The sequence below is a fragment of the Streptomyces sp. NPDC006510 genome (assembly GCF_040611955.1).
Lineage (GTDB): Bacteria > Actinomycetota > Actinomycetes > Streptomycetales > Streptomycetaceae > Streptomyces.
In genome coordinates, this window is record NZ_JBEXPH010000038.1 from 27,562 (window position 1) to 51,971 (window position 24,410).

Consider the following 24,410-nt stretch of genomic DNA (forward strand, 5'->3'; position numbering starts at 1 on the left):
GAGGCTTTCGATGGTGGTACGTGCGGCAGTGGCAGGGGCGAGCGGATACGCCGGTGGGGAGCTGCTCCGTCTTTTGCTGGTTCACCCCCAGGTCGAGATCGGGGCACTCACCGCCAACTCCAACGCGGGGCAGAAGCTCGGCGCGCTCCAGCCGCATCTGCGGCCGCTCGCCGACCGGGTGCTCCAGCCGACCACCCCCGAGGTCCTCGCCGGGCACGACGTCGTCTTCCTCGCCCTCCCGCACGGGCAGTCCGCCGCCGTCGCCGAGCAGCTCGGTGACGAGGTGCTGATCGTCGACATGGGGGCCGACTTCCGGCTCAGGGACGCCGCGGACTGGGAGAAGTTCTACGGCTCTCCGCACGCGGGGACCTGGCCCTACGGCCTGCCCGAACTGCCGGGGGGACGCTCGGCGCTGGCGGGATCGAAGCGTATCGCGGTGCCCGGCTGCTACCCGACCGCCGTCTCCCTCGCGCTCTTCCCGGCCTACGCGGCCCAGCTGGCCGAGCCCGAGGCCGTGATCGTCGCCGCTTCCGGCACCTCCGGGGCGGGCAAGGCGGCCAAGCCGCATCTGCTCGGCTCCGAGGTGATGGGCAACATGTCCCCGTACGGCGTCGGCGGCGCCCACCGGCACACCCCCGAGATGATCCAGAACCTCAGCGCGGCGGCCGGTGAACCGGTCACGGTCTCCTTCACGCCGACCCTGGCGCCGATGCCCCGCGGCATCCTCGCCACCTGCAGCGCGAAGGCGAAGCCCGGCGTGAGCGCCGCGTCCGTCCGTGACGTGTACGAGAAGGCGTTCGCCGACGAACCCTTCGTCGACCTGCTCCCCGAGGGACAGTGGCCCGCCACGGCGTCCGTCTACGGTTCCAACGCCGTACAGATCCAGGTCGCCTACGACGAGGCGGCGCGCCGGATCATCGTGATCAGCGCCATCGACAACCTCGCCAAGGGCACCGCCGGCGGCGCCCTGCAGAGCATGAACATCGCCCTCGGACTTCCCGAGGACACAGGTCTTTCCACGATCGGAGTCGCACCGTGAGTGTCACGGCAGCACAGGGGTTCTCCGCGGCGGGCATCGCCGCGGGAATCAAGGAGAGCGGTAACCCGGACCTGGCCCTCGTGGTCAACCACGGTCCGCGTCGCGCCGCCGCGGGCGTCTTCACCTCCAACCGCGTCAAGGCCGCCCCCGTCCTCTGGTCGGAGCAGGTACTGAAGGGCGGCGAGGTCACCGCCGTCGTCCTCAACTCCGGTGGCGCCAACGCCTGTACGGGGCCCAAGGGCTTCCAGGACACCCACGCCACCGCGGAGAAGGCCGCCGAGGTGCTCACCGGCCACAACGCGGGCGAGATCGCGGTCGCGTCGACCGGGCTGATCGGCACGTTGCTCCCGATGGACAAGCTGCTGCCCGGCATCGAGCAGGCCGCCGCCGCCCTCAGCGAGCACGGCGGCGAGAAGGCCGCCATCGCGATCAAGACCACCGACACCGTCCACAAGACCGCCGTCGCGGGCGGCGAGGGCTGGACCGTCGGCGGCATGGCCAAGGGCGCGGGCATGCTCGCCCCGGGCCTCGCCACCATGCTGGTCGTCCTCACCACCGACGCCGACGTCGACACCGCCGGACTCGACTCCGCGCTGCGCGCCGCCACCCGCACCACCTTCGACCGGGTCGACTCCGACGGCTGCATGTCGACCAACGACACCGTGCTGCTGCTGGCCTCCGGGGCGAGCGGAATCACCCCGGAGCAGGGCGAGTTCGCGGAGGCCGTCCGGGTCGTCTGTGCCGACCTCGCCCGGCAGCTCATCGGTGACGCCGAGGGTGCCTCCAAGGACATCCGGATCGAGGTCATCAACGCCGCGACCGAGGACGACGCCGTCGAGGTGGGCCGCTCCATCGCCCGTAACAATCTCCTCAAGTGCGCCATCCACGGCGAGGACCCCAACTGGGGCCGGGTGCTCTCCGCGATCGGCACGACGAAGGCGGCCTTCGAGCCCGACCAGCTGAACGTCGCCATCAACGGCGTCTGGGTCTGCAAGAACGGCTGCGTCGGCGAGGACCGCGACCTGGTCGACATGCGCTACCGCGAGGTCGAGATCACCGCCGACCTGGCCGCCGGCACCGAGTCCGCCGTCATCTGGGCCAACGACCTCACCGCGGACTACGTCCACGAGAACAGCGCGTACAGCTCATGAGCGCGGCGCGGAAACACACCGCACTCCCGAAGGCGCAGATCCTCATCGAGGCACTGCCCTGGCTGACCCGGCACAACGGCAAGACCGTCGTGATCAAGTTCGGCGGCAACGCCATGATCGACGACGAGCTGAAGGCGGCCTTCGCCCAGGACGTCGTGTTCCTGCGCCAGGCCGGCCTCAAGCCCGTCGTCGTGCACGGCGGCGGCCCGCAGATCAGCGCTCAGCTCGACAAGCAGGGCCTGGTCAGCGAGTTCAAGGCGGGTCTGCGCGTCACCACGCCCGAGGCGATGGACGTCGTACGGATGGTGCTGGCCGGCCAGGTCCAGCGCGAACTCGTCGGTCTGCTCAACCAGCACGGCCCGCTCGCCGTCGGCATGACCGGCGAGGACGCCCACACGATCACCGCCACCCAGCACCGGCCGACCATCGACGGCGAGACCGTCGACATCGGCCGGGTCGGCGAGATCACCGCCATCGACACCGGGGCGATCCAGGCGCTGCTGGACGACGGCCGGATCCCGGTCATCTCCTCCATCGCACGCTCCGCCGACGACAACCACGTCTACAACGTCAACGCCGACACCGCGGCCGCCGCGCTCGCCGCCGCGCTGAACGCCGAGACGCTGATGGTCCTCACCGATGTCGAGGGCCTCTACGAGGACTGGCCCAACAGCGACGACGTGATCAGCCGTCTCACCGCGGCCGAGCTGGAGAAGCTGCTGCCGGAACTCTCCAGCGGCATGGTGCCGAAGATGCAGGGCTGCCTGCACGCCGTGCGCAACGGCGTCGAGACCGCCCGCGTGATCGACGGCCGGGTCCAGCACTCGATCCTGCTGGAGATCTTCACCGACGAAGGAATCGGCACGATGGTCGTGCCCGACGCACAGCCCGACGCGCAGGGGGAGTCATGAGCAATCAGGAGCTCGCACAGCGCTGGAACCACGCGCTGATGGACAACTACGGGACCCCGCAGCTGTCCCTGGTCCGCGGCGAGGGCGCCCGGGTGTGGGACGCCGACGGCACCGAGTACCTCGACTTCGTCGGCGGTATCGCGGTGAACGCGCTGGGGCACGCCCACCCCGCCGTCGTCGAGGCCGTCTCCACCCAGATCGCCTCCCTCGGTCATGTCTCCAACCTCTTCATCGCCGAACCGCCCGTCGCGCTCGCCGAACGGCTGCTCCAGCTCTTCGGCCGGACCGGCCGCGTCTACTTCTCCAACTCGGGCGCCGAGGCCAACGAGGCCGCCTTCAAGATCGGCCGGCTGACCGGACGGACCCACATGGTCGCCACCGACGGCGGCTTCCACGGCCGGACCATGGGCGCGCTCGCGCTGACCGGCCAGCCCAAGAAGCGCGAGCCGTTCCTTCCGCTGCCCGGTGACGTCACGCACGTCCCGTACGGTGACGCGGACGCCCTGCGGGCCGCCGTCACCACCGACACCGCCCTGGTGATCATCGAGCCCGTCCAGGGCGAGAACGGTGTGGTCGTACCACCCGCCGGGTATCTGGAGGCCGCCCGGGAGATCACCCGGGCCACCGGCACCCTGCTCGTGCTCGACGAGGTGCAGACCGGCATCGGCCGCTGCGGCCAGTGGTTCGAGCACCAGGCCCACCAGGGCGTCGAGCCAGACGTCGTCACCCTCGCCAAGGGCCTGGGCGGCGGACTGCCGATCGGCGCGACCGTGGCCTTCGGACCGGCGGCCGATCTGCTGCAACCGGGCCAGCACGGCACGACGTTCGGCGGCAACCCGATCGCCTGCGCCGCCGGTCTCGCCGTCCTGGACACCCTCGCCGCCGATGGCGTCCTGGACCGGGTGAAGCGGCTCGGCGAGCGGATCCGGGACGGCGTGGAGGGTCTCGGCCACCCACTGGTCTCCCATGTCCGCGGCTCCGGACTGCTGCTGGGTATCGTGCTCACCGAGCCCCTCGCGCCTCAGGTGCAACAGGCGGCTCAGGGAGCCGGAATCCTGGTGAACGCGCCCGCCCCCGATGTCCTGCGGCTCATGCCGCCGCTGATCATCGGTGACGCGGAGGTGGACGCGTTGCTCCAGGCACTGCCCGGCGCTCTCGACGCGGCAAAAGGGGACGGACGATCCGGAGAATGAGGCGACGACGATGACCGAGGCGCAGGAAACCGAGCACGGCGGGCCGTCCGTGCCGCAGACCCGCACCGCACGCCACCGCCGGATCGTGGACATCCTGAACCGGCAGCCGGTGCGTTCGCAGAGCCAGCTGGCCAAGCTCCTCGCCGACGACGGGCTGAGCGTCACCCAGGCGACGCTCTCCCGCGATCTGGACGAGCTGGGCGCGGTGAAGATCCGCAACACCGGCGGCGAGCTGATCTACGCGGTGCCGAGCGAGGGCGGATTCCGCACCCCGCAGGCCCCGTTGGGCGGGTCCGCGAAGGAGGAGCGGATGCGGCGGCTCTCCGCCGAACTGCTCATCTCCGCGGAGGCGTCGGCCAACCTCGTGGTGCTGCGCACCCCGCCGGGCGCGGCCCAGTTCCTCGCCTCGGCCATCGACCAGGCCGAACTGCACGACATCCTCGGCACCATCGCGGGTGACGACACCCTGATGCTGATCAGCCGTGACCCGTCGGGCGGCCAGGCGCTCGCCGACCATCTGCTGCGACTGGCCCAGAACGAGCGCTGATCGGACCGGTGTTGTGGGCTTCCGTCAGTAGCGCGTGATCGCGGTCGGGCCCGACCGGGTGCCGATCGCGATGTGCGGACGGCGGGCCGGGTTCACCCAGTCGAGGATCCGGTCCATCGCGGCCGCCGGTACGGAGACACAACCGGCGGTCGCGCCACGCCCGTTGACGTGGAGGAAGATTCCGGCGCCGCGCCCGCGCACCGGCCGTTCGTAGTTGAACCCGATGACGAGCGCGCGGGCGTACTGCGTCGGATAGGCGATCAGATGCTCCGCCTCGCCCGCCCGGCAGTCCGCGGGCCGCGGCTCCACCCAGCGGTTGTAGGCCCGCGCCGCGTTGTCCTGGCACCACCACGACCGGTCGTTGACCCGGCGGTACGGATGGACGGTGCCGGCCGGTGCGGGCTTGATCCCGAAGGCGTACGGCAGGTCGTACAGGCCGGTGGGGGTGGTGTTCGTGCCCTGCTTGCGCGACGCCCCCTCGGCCAGGCCCTTCGCACCGAACCTGGCGGGCGTGGACCCGCCCTTCACCCAGACCCCCCGGCGCAGGTTCCACCAGGTGACGGTGCCCGTGGTGGAGTCCTCGGCCGGGGCCTCGGCCGTGATCAGCTGGGTGCCGCCGCCGGTGTCGGCCAGCCGTGCCGGGAGCGGGGGTGTGGCGGCGGGCCGGGCCGCGACCGAGCCCGCCAGCGCGAGCAGTACCGAAAAGGTCACCAGGGATCTGCGCATGTCCGGACGGTAGACCCTTTGGCCGGGCGCCACCCGGGGATCTGCCCCGTACGGCTCAATACCGATCCGCCGAGTCCCGGACGGATCGGGACTCAATCCACTGAGTCCCGATCCGTCCGGGGCATGGCCGGCAGCGGGAGCGGCAGGCCCGGAAGCCCGTCGATACTCGTCGCCACGTGCTCCTTCTTCTCGAAGTAGGCACCGAGCGAGGCGTCGTCCTCGCGGGCGAAGCGCTGGGCGTGCAGCGGCCGGTCCTCCTCGTACGACATGAACGGCACCGCGAATCCGCAGGTGTCCCGGATCAGCTCGGCCCTGACCACGATGACGGCGCGCAGGCCGTGGGCGCCGGGGTCCGCCCGGGGGAAGTGTTCGAGCAGTGCGCCGAACCGCGGATCGTCCCGGAAGACCGGCTCACCGCGACCGTGCACCCGCACGATGTTCGGCGGCCCCTGGAAGGCGCACCACATCAGTGTGATCCGGCCGTTCTCGCGGAGATGGGCGACGGTCTCGGCATTGCTGCCCGCGAAGTCCAGATAGGCCACGGTCAGCCCGTCGATGACGGCGAACGAACCGCTGACGCCCTTGGGGGAGAGGTTGACCGTGCCCGCTCCGTCCAGGGGTGCCGTCGCCGTGAAGAAGATGGGCTGCTCTTCGATGAAGGTCCTGATCCGTCCGTCGATGCGTTCATATGCTTTCCCCATGACGGCCATTGTCATCCCCAACTCCGGTGGCAGCGAGGTGATCTCACCTGGTGGGACGCTTGCGGGGGCCTTCGCACCGATGGGGGCGACCGCATACTTTTGACAAAACATACGGAGGTCTGCATAGTTATACCCATCAGTGATTGCACCGTGAGGAGAGACCCGTGACCGAGCGCGTCGTGCTCGCCTATTCAGGCGGCCTGGACACCTCCGTCGCCATCGGCTGGATCGCCGAGGAGACGGGCGCCGAGGTCATCGCCGTCGCCGTGGACGTCGGCCAGGGCGGCGAGGACCTGGACGTCATCCGTAAGCGCGCGCTCGCCTGCGGTGCCGTCGAGGCCGAGGTCGCGGATGCCAGGGACGAGTTCGCCGAGGAGTACTGCCTCCCCGCGATCAAGGCCAACGCCCTCTACATGGACCGCTACCCGCTGGTCTCGGCCCTCTCCCGGCCGGCCATCGTCAAGCACCTCGTCGCCGCCGCCAACAAGCACGGTGCCGGCGTCGTCGCCCACGGCTGTACCGGCAAGGGCAACGACCAGGTCCGCTTCGAGGCCGGCATCTCCGCCCTCGGCCCCGGCCTGAAGTGCATCGCCCCGGTCCGTGACTACGCGATGACCCGGGACAAGGCGATCGCCTTCTGCGAGGAGAAGAACCTCCCGATCGCGACCACCAAGAAGTCCCCGTACTCCATCGACCAGAACGTCTTCGGGCGCGCCGTCGAGACGGGCTTCCTGGAGGACATCTGGAACGCGCCGATCGAGGACATCTACGAGTACACCGATAATCCCGCCACCCCGCGCGAGGCCGACGAGGTCGTCATCTCCTTCAAGGAGGGCGTCCCGGTGGCGATCGACGGCAGGCCCGTCACCGTCCTCCAGGCGATCCAGCAGCTCAACGTACGGGCGGGCGCCCAGGGCATCGGCCGGATCGACATGGTCGAGGACCGTCTCGTCGGCATCAAGTCCCGCGAGGTGTACGAGGCGCCGGGCGCGATCGCACTGATCACCGCCCACCAGGAGCTGGAGAACGTCACCGTCGAGCGCGAGCTGGCCCGCTACAAGCGGCAGGTCGAGCAGCGCTGGGGCGAGCTGGTCTACGACGGCCTGTGGTTCTCCCCGCTCAAGCGCGCCCTGGACGGCTTCATCGAGGAGGCCAACCAGCATGTGACCGGTGACATCCGGATGACCCTGCACGCGGGCCGCGCGGTCGTCACCGGCCGAAGGTCCGAGCAGTCGCTCTACGACTTCAACCTCGCCACCTACGACTCGGGCGACACGTTCGACCAGTCCAAGGCACAGGGCTTCATCGAGATCTTCGGCCTCTCGTCGAAGATCGCGGCGAAGCGTGACCTCGCCTGACCCCCAGTAGTTACGTCACCGCCTCCCCGGCCCTGGGCACGGGGAGGCGGTCGCACACCCACCACCCCGTTCTTCCGAGGAGCACGCAGTGAGCAACGGCAACGGCAACAGCGACGTACGCCTCTGGGGCGCCCGCTTCGCCGACGGTCCGGCCGAGGCGCTGGCCAAGCTGTCCGCCTCCGTCCACTTCGACTGGCGGCTCGCGCCGTACGACATCGCCGGTTCCCGCGCCCACGCGCGTGTCCTGAACAAGGCGGGCCTGCTCACCGAGGACGAGCTGAGCCGCATGATCGCCGGTCTCGACCAGCTCGAAGCCGATGTCGCGGACGGCTCCTTCACCGGCACCATCGCCGACGAGGACGTCCACACCGCACTGGAGCGCGGGCTGCTGGAACGCCTCGGCCCGGACCTCGGCGGCAAGCTGCGGGCCGGCCGGTCCCGCAACGACCAGATCGCCACGCTCTTCCGGATGTACCTGCGCGACCACGCCCGGATCATCGGCGGTCTGATCGCCGAACTGCAGGGCGCGCTGGTCGGCCTCGCCGAGGCGCACCCGGACGTCGCGATGCCCGGCCGTACGCATCTGCAGCACGCCCAGCCGGTGCTCTTCGCCCACCACGTCCTGGCCCATGTGCAGTCCCTGTCCAGGGATGCCGAGCGGCTGCGCCAGTGGGACGAGCGGACCGCCGTCTCCCCGTACGGCTCCGGCGCCCTGGCCGGTTCGTCCCTCGGCCTCGACCCGGAGGCGGTCGCCGCCGACCTCGGCTTCGAGCACGGCTCCGTCGCCAACTCCATCGACGGAACGGCCTCCCGCGACTTCGTCGCCGAGTTCGCCTTCATCACCGCGATGATCGGTGTGAACCTCTCGCGGATCGCGGAGGAGGTCATCATCTGGAACACGAAGGAGTTCTCCTTCGTCACCCTGCACGACGCCTTCTCCACCGGCTCCTCGATCATGCCGCAGAAGAAGAACCCGGACATCGCCGAGCTGGCCCGCGGCAAGTCCGGCCGGCTGATCGGCAACCTGACCGGCCTGATGGCCACGCTCAAGGCCCTCCCGCTCGCATACAACCGCGACCTCCAGGAGGACAAGGAGCCGGTCTTCGACTCCTGCGACCAGCTGGAAGTCCTGCTGCCCGCCTTCACCGGCATGATGGCCACCCTCACCGTCAACCGCGAGCGCATGGAGGAGCTGGCCCCGGCCGGCTTCTCGCTCGCCACCGACATCGCCGAGTGGCTGGTCAAGCAGGGCGTGCCGTTCCGCGTCGCCCACGAGGTCGCCGGTGCGTGCGTCAAGGAGTGCGAGCAGCACGGCATCGAGCTCGACGAGCTGACCGACGAGCAGTTCGCCAAGATCTCCGAGCACCTCACCCCCGAGGTCCGCACGGTCCTCGACGTGGCCGGTGCGCTCGCCTCCCGCAGCGGCCGCGGCGGTACGGCCCCGTCGGCCGTGGCCGTCCAGCTCGCCGAGGTGAAGGCCGACCTCGCCGCCCAGCTGGCGTGGGCCACCGAGAAGAACTGACCGCGACAGGGGCGGCACCGGAAGGCGGGGAGCGGTCGTACGCTCCCCGCCTTCCGGTTTCCGTGAGCTGGGTTACGTTGACGGGGAGCGCACCGATCGACGAGGAGCCCCACGATGCCTTTCGCCCGGCTGGCCACAGCGACGACTCCGACCGCCCATATCGGGCTCGGCCTGGCGGCGGTCGGCAGGCCCGGCTACATCAATCTCCACCGCGACCGCGATCTGCCCGCCGACCGCAGCGTCGAGGCGATGCGCAAACGCACCCACGAACTGCTCGACGCCGCCTACGCACAGGGCGTCCGCTACTTCGACGTGGCCCGCTCCTACGGCCGCTCGGAGGAGTTCCTGGCCGACTGGCTGACGGCGCGCCCCGAGGTGGACGACGTCGTCATCGGCAGCAAGTGGGGCTACACCTACACGGCAGGCTGGAGCGTCGAGGCCGAGGCGCACGAGGTCAAGGACCACAGCCTCGCCACGTTCCTGCGCCAGCGGGCCGAGACCGACGCGCTGCTCGGTGACCGGCTGGACCTCTACCAGATCCACTCGGTCACCGCCGACAGCCCGGCCCTTACGGACAAGGAGCTGCACGAACGGCTGGCCGCCCTCGCCGCGGAAGGGGTCAGCGTCGGCCTCACCACCAGCGGACCCGCCCAGGCCGACGCGATCCGGGCCGCCCTCACCGTCACCGTGGACGGCGAGCCGCTCTTCCGTACCGTCCAGGCCACCTACAACGCCCTGGAGACCTCGGCCGGGACGGCGCTCGCCGAGGCCCATGCCGCCGGACTCACCGTGATCGTCAAGGAGGCCATGGCCAACGGGCGGCTCGCCGGGACGGAGGCCCCCGCCGTGGTCCGGGAGATCGCCGCCGACGCCGGTCTCGGCAGCGACGCGATCGCCCTGGCCCTGGTGCTGCACCAGCCCTGGGCCGGTGTGGTGCTCTCCGGCGCGGCGACCGTCGGCCAGCTCGCCGGAAACCTCCACGCGGCCGTCGTCGATCTCGACGAGGAACGGCGCGCCCGGCTCGACGCGCTGGTGGAGGAGCCCGAGGCGTACTGGCGGCACCGCGCCGGGCTGCGCTGGAGCTGACCGGACACCGCCGGAGAACCGCGCGGGCCGTCCCGTCACATCGACGGGGCTCCGTCCGTCAGTGCTGTGACGGAACACGACGGAGGAATGCGACTGTGGACGGACATGAGTTCCTGGCGGAGCGCTTCGAGGAGAACCGGAGCCGGCTGAAGGCCGTGGCCTACCGGATGCTCGGTTCGACGAGCGAGGCGGAGGACGCGGTCCAGGAGGCCTGGATCCGGCTCAGCCGTTCCGATGACCGGGTGATCGAGAACCTGGGCGGCTGGCTGACGACGGTCGTGGGGCGGGTGTGCCTGGACATGCTGCGCTCCCGCCGCTCCCGCCGGGAGGAGCCCCTGGGTACCGGGGCACCCGAGGAGCACGTCGCCGGCCCGGACCTCGGCGACCGGCCGGGGACCGACCCCGAGCAGCAGGCGCTGATGGCCGACTCGGTCGGTCTCGCGATGCTCGTCGTACTCGAAACGCTCGACCCCGCGGAGCGGCTCGCCTTCGTGCTGCACGACATGTTCGCCGTGCCCTTCGACGAGATCGCCGGCGTCGTGGGCCGTACCCCGGCCGCGACCAGGCAGCTCGCCAGCCGGGCGCGGCGCCGGGTGCAGGGCGTGGACCCGGTTCCGGACCCCGATCTCACCCGCAAGCGCGAGGTCGTCGCCGCCTTCCTGGCCGCCGCCCGCGACGGTGACTTCGATGCGCTCGTGGCCGTGCTCGACCCGGACGTGGTGGTGCGGTCCGACGTCGGCGCCGACGGGGTCGGTGCCCCGGCCCCGGTGCGGGGCGCCGACCCCGTGGCCCGTCAGGCAATGATGTTCGCGCCGTTCGCGCGGTCGGCGCAGCAGGCGCTGGTCGACGGGGAACCGGCCGTCATCTCGACCCGCGAGGGCCGCCGGTTCTCGGTCCTGATCTTCACGGTCGCCCGGGGGAAGGTCGTCGAGATGTCCGTGATCAACGACCCGGCCCGCCTCCCCGGCCTCGATCTGACGGTCCTCAACGACTGACGGGACCGGGCGGTCGGGGTGCCCGCCGTGCGACCGTCCGCGCGGGGCGTTCGTACGGCGGGCTCAGCGCCCGCCCCGCGGGCCGCCGTCCGCCCATGCCGCGAGCGCCGCGAAATCGGACGGCAGCAGCCCGATCCCCGGGTCGATCCACCGGAGCAGCGTCTCGGTGGCTCCCTGCTCCGAGACCCACTCCCGGTCCTGCTCGGCGATCTCGTCGTCGACCCAGGCGAACGGCCTGCCGGCCGCGTACTCCACGACGTACTGCGTCTTCCAGTACGTGCCGTGCGGGGCGCTGCCGTGCATCGCCGGCCAGTCGATGTACGGCAGCGGGGGCAGCCCGAGCCGCGGCCCGATCCAGACGTTCGCCTCGTCCTTCCAGGTCGTCGCCCAGACCAGCTCGTACCGGCCGGCCAGGGCCAGCAGCGCCCTGCCGTGCTCCGGGTTCAGCAGGACGGGGAGCGGCGGACCGTAGTCCCACCCCGGCGGCCGCATCAGATGCTTCGCATAACCATCCGGTGGCCGGAGGTGCGCGAGAGCCGCGTAGGGATTGAGCGGACCGTCGATGTCGATCAGCAGCAGCGGCTTCATGGCGCCATGGTCCTCCCTCCCTCCGGGGGCGGACAGGCCTTTTCAATGAGACATTCTTGTCTCATATGGCCTATGGTTGTCTCATGAGTCTCGACCGTGAGCAGGTGCTGCGCAGTGCCGCCGCTCTGCTGACCCGCAAATCGACCGCCACCATGGACGAGGTCGCCAGAGCCGCAGGCATCGGACGCGCCACCCTGCACCGGCACTTCGCCGGACGGGACGCCCTGGTCAGAGCGTTGGAGAACCTGGGCATCCAGGAGGTGGAAGCGGCTCTGGACGCCGCCGCGCTCGACGAGGGCCCCGCGCAGGACGCGCTGCGCCGCTTCGTCGCGGCCGTCGAGCCGAGCGCCGGACTGCTCTCCTTCCTCGTCACCGAGAACCAGCTCTTCGAGGGCGAAGAGGTGAACGAGGGCTGGAACCGCCTCGACGCCCGGGTCTCCGCCTTCTTCAGGCGCGGCCAGGAGCGCGGCGAATTCCGGATCGACCTCACCCCCGCCTGGCTGACCGAGGCCCTCTACGGGCTCATCTCGTCCGCCGCCTGGGCCGTCCAGGACGGCCGGGTCGCGAGCCAGGACTTCCAATACATGATCGTCGAGTTGCTGCTCGGCGGTGCCCGCCGGAGCGTGGAGCAATGATCCGTACCGAACAGCGGGTGGAAACACCGGAAGAGCTGCACCGTCCCGGGCGGTGGATCGCTCTGTCCGTGCTCGTCCTCGCCGTGCTGCTCGTGGCGATCGACGCCACCGTCCTCGGTCTGGCGACCCCGTTCCTCACCGAAGACCTCGAACCGACCGGCACCCAGCTCCTGTGGATCGGCGACGTCTACTCCTTCGTCATCGCCGGACTCCTGGTCTCGATGGGCAGCCTCGGCGACCGCATCGGCCGCAAGAAGCTGCTGCTGTGCGGTGCGACGGCGTTCGGCGCGGTCTCGGTGCTCAACGCCTACGCGCACACCCCCGAGATGATGATCCTGGCGCGGGCGCTGCTCGGTGTCGCGGGCGCCACCCTGATGCCGTCCACGCTCGCCCTGATCCGTAACCTCTTCCACGACCCGCGCGAGCGCAGCCTCGCCATCGGCATCTGGGGTGCGATGGCCTCCGCCGGAGCGGCGGTCGGCCCGGTGGTCGGCGGACTCCTGCTGGAGCACTTCTGGTGGGGCTCGGTCTTCCTGATCAACCTGCCGGTCATGGCGGTCCTCGTGGCCGTCGGCGCCAAGATGATCCCCGAGTCCAGGAACCCGGCCCCGGGCCCCTGGGACCTGGCCGGCGTCGCGCTCTCCTTCGTCGGCATGATCGGCGTCGTGTACGCCGTCAAGGAGTTGGCGGCGCACGGCCCGAGCGCGGGGACCGTCGCCGCGGGCATCGGTGGTGTGGCCGCACTCTGCTGGTTCGTACGCAGGCAACTCACGCTTCCCGCACCCCTGCTGGACATGCGGCTCTTCCATCACCGGGGCTTCTCGGGCGCGGTCCTCGCCGACCTGCTGACCATCCTCGGCCTGTCCGGACTGGTCTTCTTCCTCTCCCAGTTCCTCCAACTGGTGCAGGGGCGCGGGCCGCTGGAGGCCGGTCTCGCCGAACTGCCCGCGGCCGTCGGCGCGGTCGCCGCCGGTCTGATCGCCGGCCGGGCGGCCCGTCGCTTCTCGGTGCGCTCGGTGGTGACCAGCGGTCTCGCGGCGATCGGCCTGGCGCTCGCCGCGGTCACCCTGATCCACAAGGAGACCGCCTACCCGCTGATCGGCGCGGTGCTGCTCATCGTCGGCGTGGGTGCGGGCTTCGCCTTCACCGTCACCTCCGACGTGATCCTCTCCAGCGTTCCCAAGGAGCAGGCGGGCTCCGCCGGCGCGGTCTCCGAGACGGCGTACGAACTCGGTGCGGCCCTCGGCATCGCCCTGCTCGGCTCCATCGTCACCGGCGTCTACCAGACGTTCGAATCGCCCGAGGGCACCCCGCCGGCCAACGCAGGGGCCGCGCACGAATCGCTGGGCGGCGCGGTCGAGGCGGCCCACGGTCTGTCGGCCCAGCAGGGACAGGCGCTGCTCGCCGCGGCGCAGGACTCGTTCGTCGAAGGGCTGCGGCTCGCCGCGGGGGTCGGCGCGGCGGTCCTGCTGGCGACGGCCGTCGCAGCCTGGTTCCTGCTGCGCGGTCAGAAGCTGGAGGACGGCATCGTGCACCAGTAGCCGCCGGGCCACCCGGACATGCGGAAGGGCCCGTACCACCGAGAACCGGGGTACGGGCCCTTTCGCACGTCCTGCCGTCGGCGCGTCCGCGTCAGCTCACGCGGCCTTGGCCTTCGTGGCGTACATGTCGACGTACTCCTGACCGGACAGCCGCATCACCTCGGCCATCACGGAGTCGGTCACCGCCCGCAGCACATAGCGGTCGCGGTCCATGCCCTCGTAGCGGGAGAACTCCATCGGCTCGCCGAAGCGGACCGTCACCTTGCCCGGACGCGGCAGGCCGGCCCCGCCGGGCTGCAGCTTGTCCGTGCCGATCATCGCGAACGGCACCACCGGCGCGCCCGTCATCAGCGTCAGCCGGGCGATGCCCGTGCGGCCCCGGTACAGCCGGCCGTCGGGGGAGCGGGTGCCCTCGGGGTAGATGGCGAACGCCTTGCCCTCCTCCAGCACCCGACGGCCCGTCATCAGCGCCGCGACACCGCCGCGGCCGCCGTCCCGGTCCACCGGGATCATGCCGCAGCCGGTGAAGAACCAGGCCATCGCCCGGCCCTTGAGCCCCTTGCCCGTCACGTACTCGTCCTTGCCGATGTAGTACACCGGCCGGTCGCAGCAGATCGGCATGATCATCGAGTCGATGAACGTCAGATGGTTGCCCGCGAGGATCACCGGACCGTCCCCGGGAATGTTCTCCACACCCTCCACCTGGGGGCGGAACATCAGGCGCAAGATCGGTCCGAGCACTGCCTTGATGAGTGCGTGTCGGGACAACGGTTCCTCCGGTGTAGTGGCCGGGCCGGCCGAGGTGCGGGATCGTGACGGTCCATGCAGGTGAGGACGATACTCGCGGGCGCTCGCTGATCGCACATCGGGTTCACGGAGCGGATACGTGGTGTTGACCTGAGTTTCCGCCAAGTTCGTCCAGGGGCTGCCTCCACGACGGTACTGCTGCCTAAGCTCGGGCCTCGCTCGACAGGTGCCAGACATCACACGCGAGGAGCATTCATGACTGAGCGCGCGCAGGCCGGTCCCGGCCGCAGGACCATGCTGGGAGCGGGAGCCGCCGTACTGGGCACGGCCGCCCTCGGACTGGCCGGCGGCCCGGCCGACGCCGCCGGCAACACCGCGGGGAAGGTCTCCGAGCGGCACGGCGGCCACGGCTTCCGCCTCGACCTGCCGGTGCCCACCGTCATCGGGCACCGCGGCAGCAGCGGCTACCGGCCCGAGCACACCATCGGCTCCTACCAGCTGGCCCTCGACATGGGCGCGCACATCATCGAGCAGGACCTGGTGCCGACCAGGGACGGCCATCTCGTATGCCGTCACGAGAACGACATCACCGCCACCACCGATGTCTCCGCCCACCCCGAGTTCGCGAGCCGCCGGACCACCAAGAAGGTCGACGGCGTCTCCCTCACCGGCTGGTTCACCGAGGACTTCACCCTCGCCGAACTGAAGACGCTGCGGGCCAAGGAGCGCATCCCCGGCACCCGCCAGAAGAACACGCTCTACGACGGCCGCTGGGAGATCCCCACCTTCGAGGAGGTGCTGCGCTGGGCCGACCGCGAGGGCCGCAGGCGCGGAAAGCCCGTCTGGCTGTACGTCGAGACCAAGCACCCCACCTATTTCCGCGGCCTCGGCCTCGGACTCGAAGAGCCGCTCGCCAAGCTGCTGCGCCGTTACGGCCGGCACCGCGAGCAGTCGCCGCTGATCCTCCAGTCCTTCGAGCCCGGCAGCATCCAGCGGCTGGCGCGGCTCGTCGCGACCCCGCGCGTCGTGCTGCTGTCCGGCGCGGGCTCGCGCCCCTGGGACTTCGTGACGTCCGGCGACCCGCGCACCGTGGCCGACCTGGTGAAGCCCGAAGGGCTGAAGTGGATGGCCTCCTTCGCGCAGGGCATCGGCCCCACCCTGGACCTGATCATCCCCAAGGACGCCTCGGGGCGGCTCACCGCACCGACCACCCTGGTGGACGACGCGCACGCGCAGGACCTGGTCCTGCACCCCTACACCATGCGCAATGAGAACAACTTCCTGCCCGCCGACTTCCGGCGCGGCACGGACCCCACCGCCTACGGTGACGCGTTCGGCGCGTTCCAGGCGTACTTCGCGACGGGCATCGACGGCATCTTCTCCGACCACCCGGACACAGCCCTGCTCGCCGCGGCGGACTTCGCCGCGAAGTGACACCGCGTCAGCACCCGGCCGGGGCGTGCCCCGGTCGGGTGGTGCTCGCCCGGTACGGCAACCGGTCGCCCGCGCGGGCGCGTCGGCCGGGGCATGATGCTTCTCGATCTTGCTCCCGCGGCCCCCGCCCCCACCACCGCGGCCGTCGTCCGTGCCCTGTATCCGCTGGTGAGCGCCGAGGCCATGGCCGAGGCGGCCGCCTCGGTGACGGGTGCGGCGGTCGAACCGGCCGATCTCGAACAGGCCGTCTGGCTACGGCTGCTGGAGCGGCTCGCGGGGGAGGGACCACCGACGGACCCGGCCCGCTGGGTGCGGGACGCCGTACGGGCGGAGGCCCGCAGGGCCCGCCGTACCGCCCGCCACGAACGCCCCTACCGCGACGACACCGCCGCGGATCCGGCCGGCTGCCCGGAGCGGCTCGCCGTCGGCGCCGACGAACGCCGGGCGCTGCGCGCGGCGGTGGACCGGCTGCCCGGCAGGTGCGCCCGGCTGATGGCGGCGATGCTCGCGCCCAGTGATCCCACCTACCGGGAAATCGCAGGGAAGTTGGGTATGTCACAGGGGAGTTTGGGCCCGATCCGTTCCCGATGCCTTGGATGTCTGCGCAGAATGCTCGCGGCGGAGGTTGCTGCTCCTGAACTGCGGGGAAAGGAGCGTTAGACAACCGGTGGATCAGGTGGGCGGAGGCATGCGCGGATGGGCATGAGCGTGATCATCTCGGCGGCGACGGCACAGGACGCCGAACAGATCTTGAAACTCCAGTACCTCTGCTTCCAGAGCGAGGCGGAGCTGTACGGGAACTACCGGATCGACCCGCTCGTCCAGACCCTCGACTCGTTGCTCGCCGAGATCGCCACGAACCCGGTGTTCGTGGCGCGGCTGGGTGACGAAGTCGTCGGCTCGGTCCGGGGAGCCATCGGCGAGGACGGCGCGGGGGAGATCGGCAGGCTCTGCGTCCACCCCCGGCTCCAGGGGCACGGTCTCGGTGCCCGGCTGCTGCGGGCGGCGGAGGCGGGACTCGCCGACCAGCGGTCGGCCACCCGGTTCCGGCTGCACACCGGTCATCGCAGCGAGAGCAATCTGCGGCTCTACCGGCGGGCGGGCTACGCCCCCGTGGGCAACGAGACCGGCCGGGACGGCGTCCTGATGATCCTGCTGGAGAAGGACGCCACGAAGCCCGTGTACGTGGCCAGCGCCTGAGCCGGCTACGCGTTCCTCGCCCGGCGCAGCCACATCATCCCGGTGATCGGCAGGATCACCGGGATGAACAGGTAACCCATGCCGAAGTCGGACCAGACGGTGGCCTCCGCGAACGCCGAGGGCTCCACCATCGTCCAGGTCCCGACGACCAGCACGCCCAGCAGCTCGGCGGCGCAGCACACCAGCGCGGTCCTGCGCGCCTTCTCGCCCCCGCGCACCAGCGAGTACGTGATGAACCCGTACACGAGCGCGGCGACGGCCGACAGCACATAGGCGAGCGGCGCCTTGCCGAAGTCCAGGATCATCTGGACGATCGAGCGGGAGGCGGCCGCGACGGTGAACACCCCGTAGAACCAGACCAGTACCCGGCCGGGACCGGTGCCGAGGTCGAAGGGCTGCTTCTCGCCGGTGGCCGCCGCGGGGGTGCGATCGGTGTCGGTCACGGTCAGTTTCCCCAGATGTCGTAGAGCCGTACTTCGAGGACGGCCAGCACGACCGCGCCCGCCGCCACCGTCACCGAACCCCACCGGGTCCGCTCGGTCAGCGACAGGAAACCGGCCGCGGGCACCGCGAGGAAGGACCCGATCAGATACGCGATGAAGATCGTCATGCCCTGCTCGGGCCGCTCGCCCCGGGACAACTGCACGATGCCCACCACCAGCTGGGCCAGCGCCAGCAGCGAGACCACGGCCATCCCGATGAAGTGCCAGTCCTTGGTCGGCTGGTCCCGGTATGCGGCGAATCCGCACCAGGCGGCGAGGGCGAGCGCGGTCGCGGCGACCGCGACCGTCAGGGCGTCAAGCATGGGGTGAGGGTATTACGGACCAAACGACCCCCTGCGTGCGCCCCCTGCCCCCGCTCCCGGCGGACTGCGGGCCGGACGGGCACCCGGGGCGAAGGTCGTGGCCTTGGCCACAACCCACGACCCTTCCGAACCGGTCACCGATGTCGTCGCCGACGAGTCCTCCGCCGTATCCGTGCAGGTCACAGCCGATGGAACGGGAGTCGAGACAACCGGCCGAACCGTCTCACGGCACTGTCCACGGCTGTCCGCTATTCGGACAGGCTGGTCGGGCGGAACGTTACGTCTGTTTTACTTGGGACATGACCACGACGAGCAACCGCATCCTTGCGACCGAGGCGATCACTACGCCCGGTGCTCGTTGTATGTGTCGAATGCGCACCTTCTGAGGGCCCCAGCCCGATCCTCGCGCCCCGAAGCGAGACCGAGCGCCGGCCGTCCGCATCCAGCGGAACGAGCCTGCCCCAGCACCGCTGCCCGGCCAACCGCCGCCCCGAGCCGTGCCGAGACCCCCGCTTGGAACGTCCGATCGAAACGTCCAAACAGTCTCATCAGACGAATGCCCCGTGCCCGGCGGACACCGCGCCGCGCACTCGACAGTGACGGAAACCCCTGTGATCACCACTTCGGGCCTCACGAAGGTCTACCAGTCGCACGGCCGTGAGGTCACCGCCCTGGACGGCGTCGACCTGCACGTCCGCGAGGGCGAGGTGTACGGCGTCATCGGACAGAGCGGCGCCGGTAAATCCTCCCTGATCCGCTGCGTCAACCTCCTGGAGCGCCCCACCTCCGGCACCGTGACCGTGGCCGGCCAGGACCTCACCGCACTCGCCGGACGCGGCCGCCGTGCCGGCAAGGAACTGCGCGAAGCACGCAGCCGCATCGGCATGGTCTTCCAGCACTTCAACCTGCTGGCCTCCCGCACCGTCCAGGACAACGTCGAACTCCCGCTGGAGATCCTCGGCGTCTCCGGCCGGGACCGCTCCCGCAAGGCACTCGAACTCCTCGACCTGGTAGGCCTCGCCGACAAGGCCAAGGCCTATCCGGGCCAGCTCTCCGGCGGCCAGAAGCAGCGCGTCGGCATCGCCCGCGCCCTCGCCGGGGACCCCAAGGTCCTGCTCTCCGACGAGGCGACCTCGGCCCTCGACCCCGAGACCACCCGCTCCATCCTCCAGCTGCTGCGCGACCTCAACCAGCAGCTCGGCCTGACCGTTCTGCTCATCACGCACGAGATGGACGTCGTCAAGACGGTCTGCGACTCCGCCGCGCTGATGCAGAAGGGACGCATCGTCGAGTCCGGCACCGTCGGCGAGCTGCTGGCCACCCCCGGCTCCCAACTGGCCGATGAGCTGTTCCCCGTCGGCGGTACGGCCTCCGGCCCCGAGTGCACGGTCGTCGACGTCACCTTCCACGGCGACGCGGCCGGCCGGCCGGTGATCTCCCAGCTCTCCCGCACGTACAACATCGACATCTCGATCCTGGGCGCCGCCATGGACACCGTCGGCGGCAAGCAGATCGGCCGGATGCGCATCGAGCTGCCCGGCCGCTTCGAGGAGAACGTCGTCCCGATCGGCTTCCTGCGCGAGCAGGGCCTCCAGGCCGAGGTCGTGACGGACGAGGGCCCCGCCATCCCCGTACAGACCCCCGCCCCACTCACCAAGGAGGTGGCGAAGTGACCTGGTCCGAAATGCAGCCGCTGCTCACCCAGGGGACCATCGACACCCTCTACATGGTGCTCTGGTCCACGGTCGTCACCGTGCTCGTGGGACTGCCGCTCGGCGTCCTGCTGGTCCTCACCGACAAGGGCGGACTGCTCCAGAACACCCCGGTGAACAAGGTCATCGGCGTGATCGTGAACATCGGCCGCTCGCTGCCGTTCATCATCCTGCTGATCGCCCTGATCCCCTTCACCACCTGGGTGGTGGGCACCTTCATCGGCCCGTCCGCGATGATCGTGCCGCTCTCCGTCGGCGCCATCCCGTTCTTCGCCCGGCTCGTCGAGACCGCCGTCCGCGAGGTCGACCACGGGCTCGTCGAAGCCGTCCAGTCGATGGGCGGATCCATCCCGACGATCGTCCGCAAGGTCCTCCTGCCGCAGGCGCTGCCCTCGCTCATCTCGGGTGTCACCACCACCGTCATCGTGCTCATCGGCTACTCCGCGATGGCCGGCGCCGTCGGCGGCGAAGGGCTCGGCTCCAAGGCCGTCACCTACGGATTCCAGCGCTTCGACAACCAGTTCATGCTCATCACCGTCGCGCTGCTGATCGTCATCGTGACCGTGATCCAGCTGATCGGCGACGGAGCCGTACGCCTGCTGGCCCGCCGGGGCCGCACCGCCTCCTGAGACCTTTTCTCCGCTCACAAGCCCGAACTCCTTGTCCGGGCGCACCACCCTCACCACCAGAAAGAGGCACTTTTCGTGCGTAAGAACATCAAGATCACCGCGGCTGCCGCCGCCACCGCCGCCATCGCCCTCGGCCTCACCGCCTGCGGCACCTCGTCCGACCCGGGCGCCAAGGGCGAGACCGGAGCCAAGGCCGACGCCTCCAAGGCGCTCGTCGTCGCCGCGTCCCCGACGCCGCACGCCGACATCCTGGACTTCGTCAAGAAGAACCTGGCCGAGAAGGCGGGCCTCAAGCTGGAGGTCAAGGAGTTCACGGACTACGTCCTGCCGAACACCGCCACCGAGACCGGCCAGGTGGACGCCAACTTCTTCCAGCACCAGCCGTACCTCGACGACTTCAACAAGAAGAAGAACACCCACCTCGTCTCGGTCGGCACCGTCCACCTGGAGCCCCTCGGCCTCTACTCCAAGAAGGTCAAGGACCTCAAGGACATCAAGGCCGGCCAGACCGTCGCCGTCCCCAACGACACCACCAACGAGGGCCGCGCCCTCCAGCTCCTCGCCGAGAACGGCCTCATCACCCTCAAGGCCGGCGTCGGCACCAGCGCCAAGCTGAGCGACATCACCGACAAGAAGGGCCTGGAGTTCAAGGAGCTGGAGGCCGCCACCGTGCCCCGCGCCCTGAACGACGTCGACGCCGCCGTCATCAACGGCAACTACGCGATCGAGGCCGACCTCAAGCCCGCCAAGGACTCCCTGGTGCTCGAAAAGGCCGACGGCAACCCCTACGCCAACATCATCGCCGTGAAGAAGGGCAACGAGAAGGACCCCCGCGTCCAGAAGCTCGTGAAGCTCCTGCACTCCGACGAGGTCAAGAAGTTCATCGAGGACACCTACCAGGGCTCCGTCGTCCCGGCCTTCGGCACCGCCGCCAAGTCCTGACACCCGCACGGCAATTGCCCGAGGAGCCCCGCGCACCCCGCCAATGGGGTCGCGGGGCTCCGTCGTGCGGACCCGCCCATGCGCGACATCGGGCCGATGCTGCATGCTGTGCCTTTAACGGTCTTCAGCATGGAGCTGCGCATGACTTCCACCTTTCCGGACATCTCCATCAGCACGGACCGGTTGGTGCTGCGCCCCTTCGACATGGCGGACGTCCCCGCGTACATCGAGATGATGAACGACGAGCTGGTCACCGCCTGGACCGACGCCCCTCACCCCTACACCCAGGTCGACGCCGAACGCTGGGTCCGCAGGATCGCCCCCGCCCAGCGCACCGGCGGCGACGGCATCGTCCTCGCCGTCACCGAATTCCTCACCCAGCGGCTCGTCGGCTCGGTCCGGCTCCACAACACCGACTGGCGCACCCGCGCCACCGAGGCCGCGTACATCACCGCCCCCTGGGCCCGCGGCGAGGGCTACGCCACCGAGTCCGTGCTGGCAGTGGCCCAGTGGCTCTTCCGCGACCAGGGCTTCGAGCGCATCGAGCTGCGCACCGCCGCAGACAACACCGCCTCCCAGCAGGTCGCCCAGAAGCTCGGCTGCATCAGCGAGGGAGTCCTGCGCAACGCCCGGATAGCGCGCACCCGGACCGAGAACGGCACGGACGGAGGCTGGACCGACATCAGGACCGACCTGATCGTCTGGGGCCTGCTTCCCGAGGACCTCGAAGGCGTCGCCGAGCAGCTCGCCGACGCGGGCGGCTACGGCGCCTACAACGACTGGAACTGACCCCCGGGAGGGGCCCTGACACCGCGTCGGCACGGACCGGGTACTCTCACCCTGCCCGCCCCGCACCTCCATCCCCACCTGCGACGACTCCAGGAGACTGACGACAGATGGCCGATCGGGTCACCGTGATCGGCTGGGACGGCTCGCCACTGACCGGAGCGGCCACGGCCGCCCTCTCGGCCGCCACGCTCGTCGCCGGAGCCGCCCACCACCTCGCACTTCCCGAAGTGCCGGCGAACGCCGAACGGATCCGCCTGGGCTCCATCGACCTGGCCGCCCGCCGGATCGCGCTCCACCGCGGCAGCGCAGTGGTCCTCGCCGACGGGGACCCCGGCTTCTTCGGCGTCGTACGCAACCTCCGCGCACCCGAACACGGCCTGGAGGTCGAGGTCGTCCCGGCCGTGTCCTCCGTCGCCGCCGCGTTCGCCCGCGCGGGAATGCCGTGGGAGGACGCCCGGACGGTCGTCGCCCACCCCCGCACCCTGCGCCGCGCCGTGAACGTCTGCCGCGCCCACCACAAGGTCGCCGTCCTCACCTCGCCCGGCGCGGGCCCCGCCGAACTCGCCCTGCTCCTCGAAGGCGTCCACCGCACCTTCGTCATCTGTGAGGAACTCGGCACCACCCGGGAACAGGTCACCGTCGTCACCTCCGACAAGGCAGCCGACCACGTCTGGCGCGACCCCAACGTGGTCATCGTCATCGGCGGCGGACCCGAACCGCAGGCCACCGGCGCCTGGATCGCCGGCTGCCACCCCGCCTACCCTCGTGGCGTACGCGGCTGGGCACTGCCCACGGAGGCGTACCGGGGCGATACCACCGAGGCCGGCGGGCAGAGCGGCGAAGGCGAGTCCCCGGGGCTGCGCGCCGCCCAACTGGCCCGCCTGGGCCCCCGGACCGGCGATCTCCTCTGGGACATCGGCTCCGGCAGCGGGGCCCTGGCCGTGGAGGCCGCCCGCTTCGGCGCGGCGGTCCTGGCGGTCGACAGCGACCCGGCCGCCTGCGCTCGTACCACGGCGGCGGCGCGGGCGTTCGGAGTCCAGCTCCAGGTCGTCGAGGGCCGGGCCCCCCATGTGCTGGAACGGCTGCCGGAGCCCGACGTCGTACGGATCGGGGGCGGCGGAGTCCCCGTCGTCACCGCCGTCACGGAACGGCGGCCGGAGCGCATCGTGACCCATGCGTCGACGCGGGACGAGGCCGAGGCGCTCGGCGCCGCCCTGGGCGCGAACGGATACACCGTCCGGTGCTCGCTCCTCCAGTCCGTCGAACTCGACACGGCCGCATGGTCGGAGCGCGAACGCTCGGTCGTGTTTCTCCTCTCGGCGCTGCGTTCCGACCTCGCCCCGTGACCCTGTCGGCGTACAGCGGGAGGTAGGCTGGCCGATCGTTGCACCGCGCCCGGACGTTCGTCGCTTCGTTCGTCAATGTCCGGAAAAGGGGACCGTTTTGGCCCCCGTTGTGGTACGGCAGAACCGGGGGATGCGCGACGTGGCGCAGTCCACAGCGGGCCGTGGCGAAATGAGCTGCCGCGGCGGCGAACGGCCGCGAGAATGCAGTATGTCCGCGACCGATTCGTGCCGCGCGGCGAGCCCGCTCGTTCTTGTTGACGAGCACCGGCGTGCCGTGTCCGGGCGTCCCGGGCGAAGGGCCGAAGGAGCACTGACGATGGGCGAGGGGTACGCATGAGTGACACCGGCCAGATCCCGGGTGAGGGACTGCCGGAGAACGCAGGCACGGTGGAGCAGCCGGGCGTCGCCGCCCCGGACGCGTACACCTACCTCGCTCCCTCCGGGCATGTCTCCGAGGACGACGACCTCCTCCTGATGCCGAGCCCACAGGGCGCCTGGAGCGACCCGCAGGCCGTACCGGCCCCGGGCCAGTACCCCGAGGGCGTCGCCCAGGCACCGCTGCCCGCGCAGGGCGCCCACCAGGCCCAGCCCGTGGCACAGCCCTATGCCCGGTCGGCCGGAGAGACCCCGGCACAGCCCCAGGGGCCCGTCCAGGTCCAGGTGCAGGAGCCCGCCCAGGCGCAGGCCGCGGACGCCTACGTCGCTCAGCAGGCGGTGGCGGAGCCGCTGCCCGGGACCGGCCAGGGGACCCACGAGTCCGGTGGCCGCGACTCCGGTTCGGTCGACCTGACCGGCGTACGCATTCCGTCGCCC

General features: G+C 70.7%; 25 protein-coding genes and 1 pseudogene. 20 read left to right on the forward strand and 6 right to left on the reverse strand.

What is annotated here, in order from left to right:
• Positions 1 to 10 precede the first annotated feature (10 nt).
• From argC to ABZY11_RS14880, 5 genes are read left to right on the forward strand one after another with little or no spacing between them, the layout of a single operon-like run.
• Positions 11 to 1,039 carry an N-acetyl-gamma-glutamyl-phosphate reductase gene (gene argC, locus ABZY11_RS14860; RefSeq protein ID WP_356479507.1) on the forward strand — a complete coding sequence of 343 codons (1,029 nt, stop codon included), beginning with the start codon at positions 11 to 13 and terminating at the stop codon, positions 1,037 to 1,039.
• Positions 1,036 to 2,190, forward strand: coding sequence for a bifunctional glutamate N-acetyltransferase/amino-acid acetyltransferase ArgJ (gene argJ, locus ABZY11_RS14865; protein ID WP_356479508.1), 1,155 nt, complete (start codon positions 1,036 to 1,038; stop codon positions 2,188 to 2,190). The genes argC and argJ overlap by 4 nt, the downstream gene beginning before the upstream one ends.
• Positions 2,187 to 3,101 (forward strand): acetylglutamate kinase, encoded by a 915-nt coding sequence (argB, locus tag ABZY11_RS14870; RefSeq protein WP_356479509.1) that lies wholly within the window; start codon positions 2,187 to 2,189, stop codon positions 3,099 to 3,101. The genes argJ and argB overlap by 4 nt, the downstream gene beginning before the upstream one ends.
• Entirely contained in the window at positions 3,098 to 4,294 is a 1,197-nt protein-coding gene (locus tag ABZY11_RS14875; protein ID WP_356479510.1) for an acetylornithine transaminase, read from the forward strand. Before argB ends, ABZY11_RS14875 begins: the two co-directional genes overlap by 4 nt.
• A gap of 10 nt (positions 4,295 to 4,304) precedes the next feature.
• Complete coding sequence (locus ABZY11_RS14880) at positions 4,305 to 4,841, forward strand: arginine repressor (RefSeq protein ID WP_356479511.1); 537 nt, start codon at positions 4,305 to 4,307, stop codon at positions 4,839 to 4,841.
• Between the two features lie 24 nt (positions 4,842 to 4,865).
• Here ABZY11_RS14880 and ABZY11_RS14885 read toward each other — a convergent pair whose 3' ends face one another.
• Positions 4,866 to 5,567 carry a L,D-transpeptidase family protein gene (locus ABZY11_RS14885; RefSeq protein ID WP_356479512.1) on the reverse strand — a complete coding sequence of 234 codons (702 nt, stop codon included), beginning with the start codon at positions 5,565 to 5,567 and terminating at the stop codon, positions 4,866 to 4,868.
• A 92-nt stretch (positions 5,568 to 5,659) separates the two neighbouring features.
• A complete protein-coding gene (locus ABZY11_RS14890; RefSeq protein ID WP_356479513.1) occupies positions 5,660 to 6,268 on the reverse strand; it encodes a pyridoxamine 5'-phosphate oxidase family protein in 609 nt (202 codons plus the stop codon).
• A 164-nt stretch (positions 6,269 to 6,432) separates the two neighbouring features.
• Between ABZY11_RS14890 and ABZY11_RS14895 the strand changes: the two genes are divergently transcribed.
• The 4 genes from ABZY11_RS14895 (at position 6,433) to ABZY11_RS14910 (ending at position 11,229) form a co-directional block, all read left to right on the forward strand.
• On the forward strand, positions 6,433 to 7,626 hold the full coding sequence (locus ABZY11_RS14895; RefSeq protein WP_356479514.1) for an argininosuccinate synthase: 1,194 nt from the start codon (positions 6,433 to 6,435) through the stop codon (positions 7,624 to 7,626).
• 88 nt (positions 7,627 to 7,714) lie between these two features.
• Positions 7,715 to 9,148 carry an argininosuccinate lyase gene (argH, locus tag ABZY11_RS14900; protein ID WP_356479515.1) on the forward strand — a complete coding sequence of 478 codons (1,434 nt, stop codon included), beginning with the start codon at positions 7,715 to 7,717 and terminating at the stop codon, positions 9,146 to 9,148.
• Positions 9,149 to 9,262: 114 nt separating this feature from the next.
• Positions 9,263 to 10,234: an aldo/keto reductase gene (locus ABZY11_RS14905; RefSeq protein WP_356479516.1), complete on the forward strand. Its 972-nt coding sequence runs from the start codon at positions 9,263 to 9,265 to the stop codon at positions 10,232 to 10,234.
• A 95-nt stretch (positions 10,235 to 10,329) separates the two neighbouring features.
• Positions 10,330 to 11,229, forward strand: a complete 900-nt coding sequence (locus tag ABZY11_RS14910; protein ID WP_356479517.1) for a sigma-70 family RNA polymerase sigma factor — start codon at positions 10,330 to 10,332, stop codon at positions 11,227 to 11,229.
• Positions 11,230 to 11,292: 63 nt separating this feature from the next.
• Here the strand turns inward: ABZY11_RS14910 and ABZY11_RS14915 are convergent, their stop codons facing one another.
• On the reverse strand, positions 11,293 to 11,817 hold the full coding sequence (locus tag ABZY11_RS14915; protein WP_356479518.1) for a hypothetical protein: 525 nt from the start codon (positions 11,815 to 11,817) through the stop codon (positions 11,293 to 11,295).
• Positions 11,818 to 11,900: 83 nt separating this feature from the next.
• Here ABZY11_RS14915 and ABZY11_RS14920 point away from each other — a divergent pair, with 83 nt between their 5' ends.
• Both ABZY11_RS14920 and ABZY11_RS14925 read left to right on the forward strand, forming a co-directional pair.
• Positions 11,901 to 12,452 carry a helix-turn-helix domain-containing protein gene (locus ABZY11_RS14920; RefSeq protein ID WP_356479519.1) on the forward strand — a complete coding sequence of 184 codons (552 nt, stop codon included), beginning with the start codon at positions 11,901 to 11,903 and terminating at the stop codon, positions 12,450 to 12,452.
• Positions 12,449 to 13,993: an MFS transporter gene (locus ABZY11_RS14925; protein WP_356479520.1), complete on the forward strand. Its 1,545-nt coding sequence runs from the start codon at positions 12,449 to 12,451 to the stop codon at positions 13,991 to 13,993. The genes ABZY11_RS14920 and ABZY11_RS14925 overlap by 4 nt, the downstream gene beginning before the upstream one ends.
• Before the next feature lie 96 nt (positions 13,994 to 14,089).
• On the opposite strand, the gene ABZY11_RS14930 is transcribed toward ABZY11_RS14925, so the two are convergent.
• Positions 14,090 to 14,761 carry a lysophospholipid acyltransferase family protein gene (locus ABZY11_RS14930; RefSeq protein ID WP_266917157.1) on the reverse strand — a complete coding sequence of 224 codons (672 nt, stop codon included), beginning with the start codon at positions 14,759 to 14,761 and terminating at the stop codon, positions 14,090 to 14,092.
• 234 nt (positions 14,762 to 14,995) lie between these two features.
• Here ABZY11_RS14930 and ABZY11_RS14935 point away from each other — a divergent pair, with 234 nt between their 5' ends.
• The 3 genes from ABZY11_RS14935 (at position 14,996) to ABZY11_RS14945 (ending at position 17,374) form a co-directional block, all read left to right on the forward strand.
• On the forward strand, positions 14,996 to 16,174 hold the full coding sequence (locus ABZY11_RS14935) for a glycerophosphodiester phosphodiesterase (RefSeq protein WP_356479521.1): 1,179 nt from the start codon (positions 14,996 to 14,998) through the stop codon (positions 16,172 to 16,174).
• Between the two features lie 93 nt (positions 16,175 to 16,267).
• Complete coding sequence (locus tag ABZY11_RS14940) at positions 16,268 to 16,834, forward strand: sigma-70 family RNA polymerase sigma factor (RefSeq protein ID WP_356479522.1); 567 nt, start codon at positions 16,268 to 16,270, stop codon at positions 16,832 to 16,834.
• A 36-nt stretch (positions 16,835 to 16,870) separates the two neighbouring features.
• Positions 16,871 to 17,374, forward strand: coding sequence for a GNAT family N-acetyltransferase (locus ABZY11_RS14945; protein ID WP_356479523.1), 504 nt, complete (start codon positions 16,871 to 16,873; stop codon positions 17,372 to 17,374).
• A 5-nt stretch (positions 17,375 to 17,379) separates the two neighbouring features.
• Here ABZY11_RS14945 and ABZY11_RS14950 read toward each other — a convergent pair whose 3' ends face one another.
• Positions 17,380 to 17,817 carry a hypothetical protein gene (locus ABZY11_RS14950; RefSeq protein ID WP_356479524.1) on the reverse strand — a complete coding sequence of 146 codons (438 nt, stop codon included), beginning with the start codon at positions 17,815 to 17,817 and terminating at the stop codon, positions 17,380 to 17,382.
• Positions 17,818 to 17,819: 2 nt separating this feature from the next.
• A complete protein-coding gene (locus ABZY11_RS14955) occupies positions 17,820 to 18,179 on the reverse strand; it encodes a hypothetical protein (protein WP_356479525.1) in 360 nt (119 codons plus the stop codon).
• A 611-nt stretch (positions 18,180 to 18,790) separates the two neighbouring features.
• Here ABZY11_RS14955 and ABZY11_RS14960 point away from each other — a divergent pair.
• From ABZY11_RS14960 to ABZY11_RS14985, 6 genes and pseudogenes are all read left to right on the forward strand, one after another.
• On the forward strand, positions 18,791 to 19,852 hold the full coding sequence (locus ABZY11_RS14960; RefSeq protein ID WP_356479526.1) for an ATP-binding cassette domain-containing protein: 1,062 nt from the start codon (positions 18,791 to 18,793) through the stop codon (positions 19,850 to 19,852).
• Positions 19,849 to 20,520: a methionine ABC transporter permease gene (locus tag ABZY11_RS14965; protein ID WP_326764593.1), complete on the forward strand. Its 672-nt coding sequence runs from the start codon at positions 19,849 to 19,851 to the stop codon at positions 20,518 to 20,520. Before ABZY11_RS14960 ends, ABZY11_RS14965 begins: the two co-directional genes overlap by 4 nt.
• A 75-nt stretch (positions 20,521 to 20,595) precedes the next feature.
• A complete protein-coding gene (locus ABZY11_RS14970) occupies positions 20,596 to 21,462 on the forward strand; it encodes a MetQ/NlpA family ABC transporter substrate-binding protein (protein WP_356479527.1) in 867 nt (288 codons plus the stop codon).
• Between the two features lie 141 nt (positions 21,463 to 21,603).
• Entirely contained in the window at positions 21,604 to 22,251 is a 648-nt protein-coding gene (locus ABZY11_RS14975) for a GNAT family N-acetyltransferase (RefSeq protein WP_356479528.1), read from the forward strand.
• A gap of 107 nt (positions 22,252 to 22,358) precedes the next feature.
• Positions 22,359 to 23,597, forward strand: a complete 1,239-nt coding sequence (cbiE, locus tag ABZY11_RS14980) for a precorrin-6y C5,15-methyltransferase (decarboxylating) subunit CbiE (RefSeq protein WP_356479529.1) — start codon at positions 22,359 to 22,361, stop codon at positions 23,595 to 23,597.
• A gap of 333 nt (positions 23,598 to 23,930) precedes the next feature.
• Positions 23,931 to 24,410, forward strand: a pseudogene (locus tag ABZY11_RS14985) (5,6-dimethylbenzimidazole synthase); the annotation flags it as partial.

Excerpts from the sequence above, each read along its gene's own strand:
- argB (WP_356479509.1), top strand. The coding sequence starts at position 2,187 with ATGAGCGCGGCGCGGAAACACACCGCACTCCCGAAGGCGCAGATCCTC.
- ABZY11_RS14975 (WP_356479528.1), top strand. The coding sequence starts at position 21,604 with ATGACTTCCACCTTTCCGGACATCTCCATCAGCACGGACCGGTTGGTG.
- ABZY11_RS14885 (WP_356479512.1), bottom strand. The coding sequence starts at position 5,567 with ATGCGCAGATCCCTGGTGACCTTTTCGGTACTGCTCGCGCTGGCGGGC.
- ABZY11_RS14880 (WP_356479511.1), top strand. The coding sequence starts at position 4,305 with ATGACCGAGGCGCAGGAAACCGAGCACGGCGGGCCGTCCGTGCCGCAG.
- ABZY11_RS14955 (WP_356479525.1), bottom strand. The coding sequence starts at position 18,179 with ATGCTTGACGCCCTGACGGTCGCGGTCGCCGCGACCGCGCTCGCCCTC.
- ABZY11_RS14915 (WP_356479518.1), bottom strand. The coding sequence starts at position 11,817 with ATGAAGCCGCTGCTGCTGATCGACATCGACGGTCCGCTCAATCCCTAC.
- ABZY11_RS14890 (WP_356479513.1), bottom strand. The coding sequence starts at position 6,268 with ATGGGGAAAGCATATGAACGCATCGACGGACGGATCAGGACCTTCATC.
- argC (WP_356479507.1), top strand. The coding sequence starts at position 11 with ATGGTGGTACGTGCGGCAGTGGCAGGGGCGAGCGGATACGCCGGTGGG.
- ABZY11_RS14935 (WP_356479521.1), top strand. The coding sequence starts at position 14,996 with ATGACTGAGCGCGCGCAGGCCGGTCCCGGCCGCAGGACCATGCTGGGA.
- ABZY11_RS14905 (WP_356479516.1), top strand. The coding sequence starts at position 9,263 with ATGCCTTTCGCCCGGCTGGCCACAGCGACGACTCCGACCGCCCATATC.
- ABZY11_RS14875 (WP_356479510.1), top strand. The coding sequence starts at position 3,098 with ATGAGCAATCAGGAGCTCGCACAGCGCTGGAACCACGCGCTGATGGAC.
- ABZY11_RS14920 (WP_356479519.1), top strand. The coding sequence starts at position 11,901 with ATGAGTCTCGACCGTGAGCAGGTGCTGCGCAGTGCCGCCGCTCTGCTG.
- ABZY11_RS14945 (WP_356479523.1), top strand. The coding sequence starts at position 16,871 with ATGGGCATGAGCGTGATCATCTCGGCGGCGACGGCACAGGACGCCGAA.
- cbiE (WP_356479529.1), top strand. The coding sequence starts at position 22,359 with ATGGCCGATCGGGTCACCGTGATCGGCTGGGACGGCTCGCCACTGACC.
- ABZY11_RS14925 (WP_356479520.1), top strand. The coding sequence starts at position 12,449 with ATGATCCGTACCGAACAGCGGGTGGAAACACCGGAAGAGCTGCACCGT.
- ABZY11_RS14940 (WP_356479522.1), top strand. The coding sequence starts at position 16,268 with ATGATGCTTCTCGATCTTGCTCCCGCGGCCCCCGCCCCCACCACCGCG.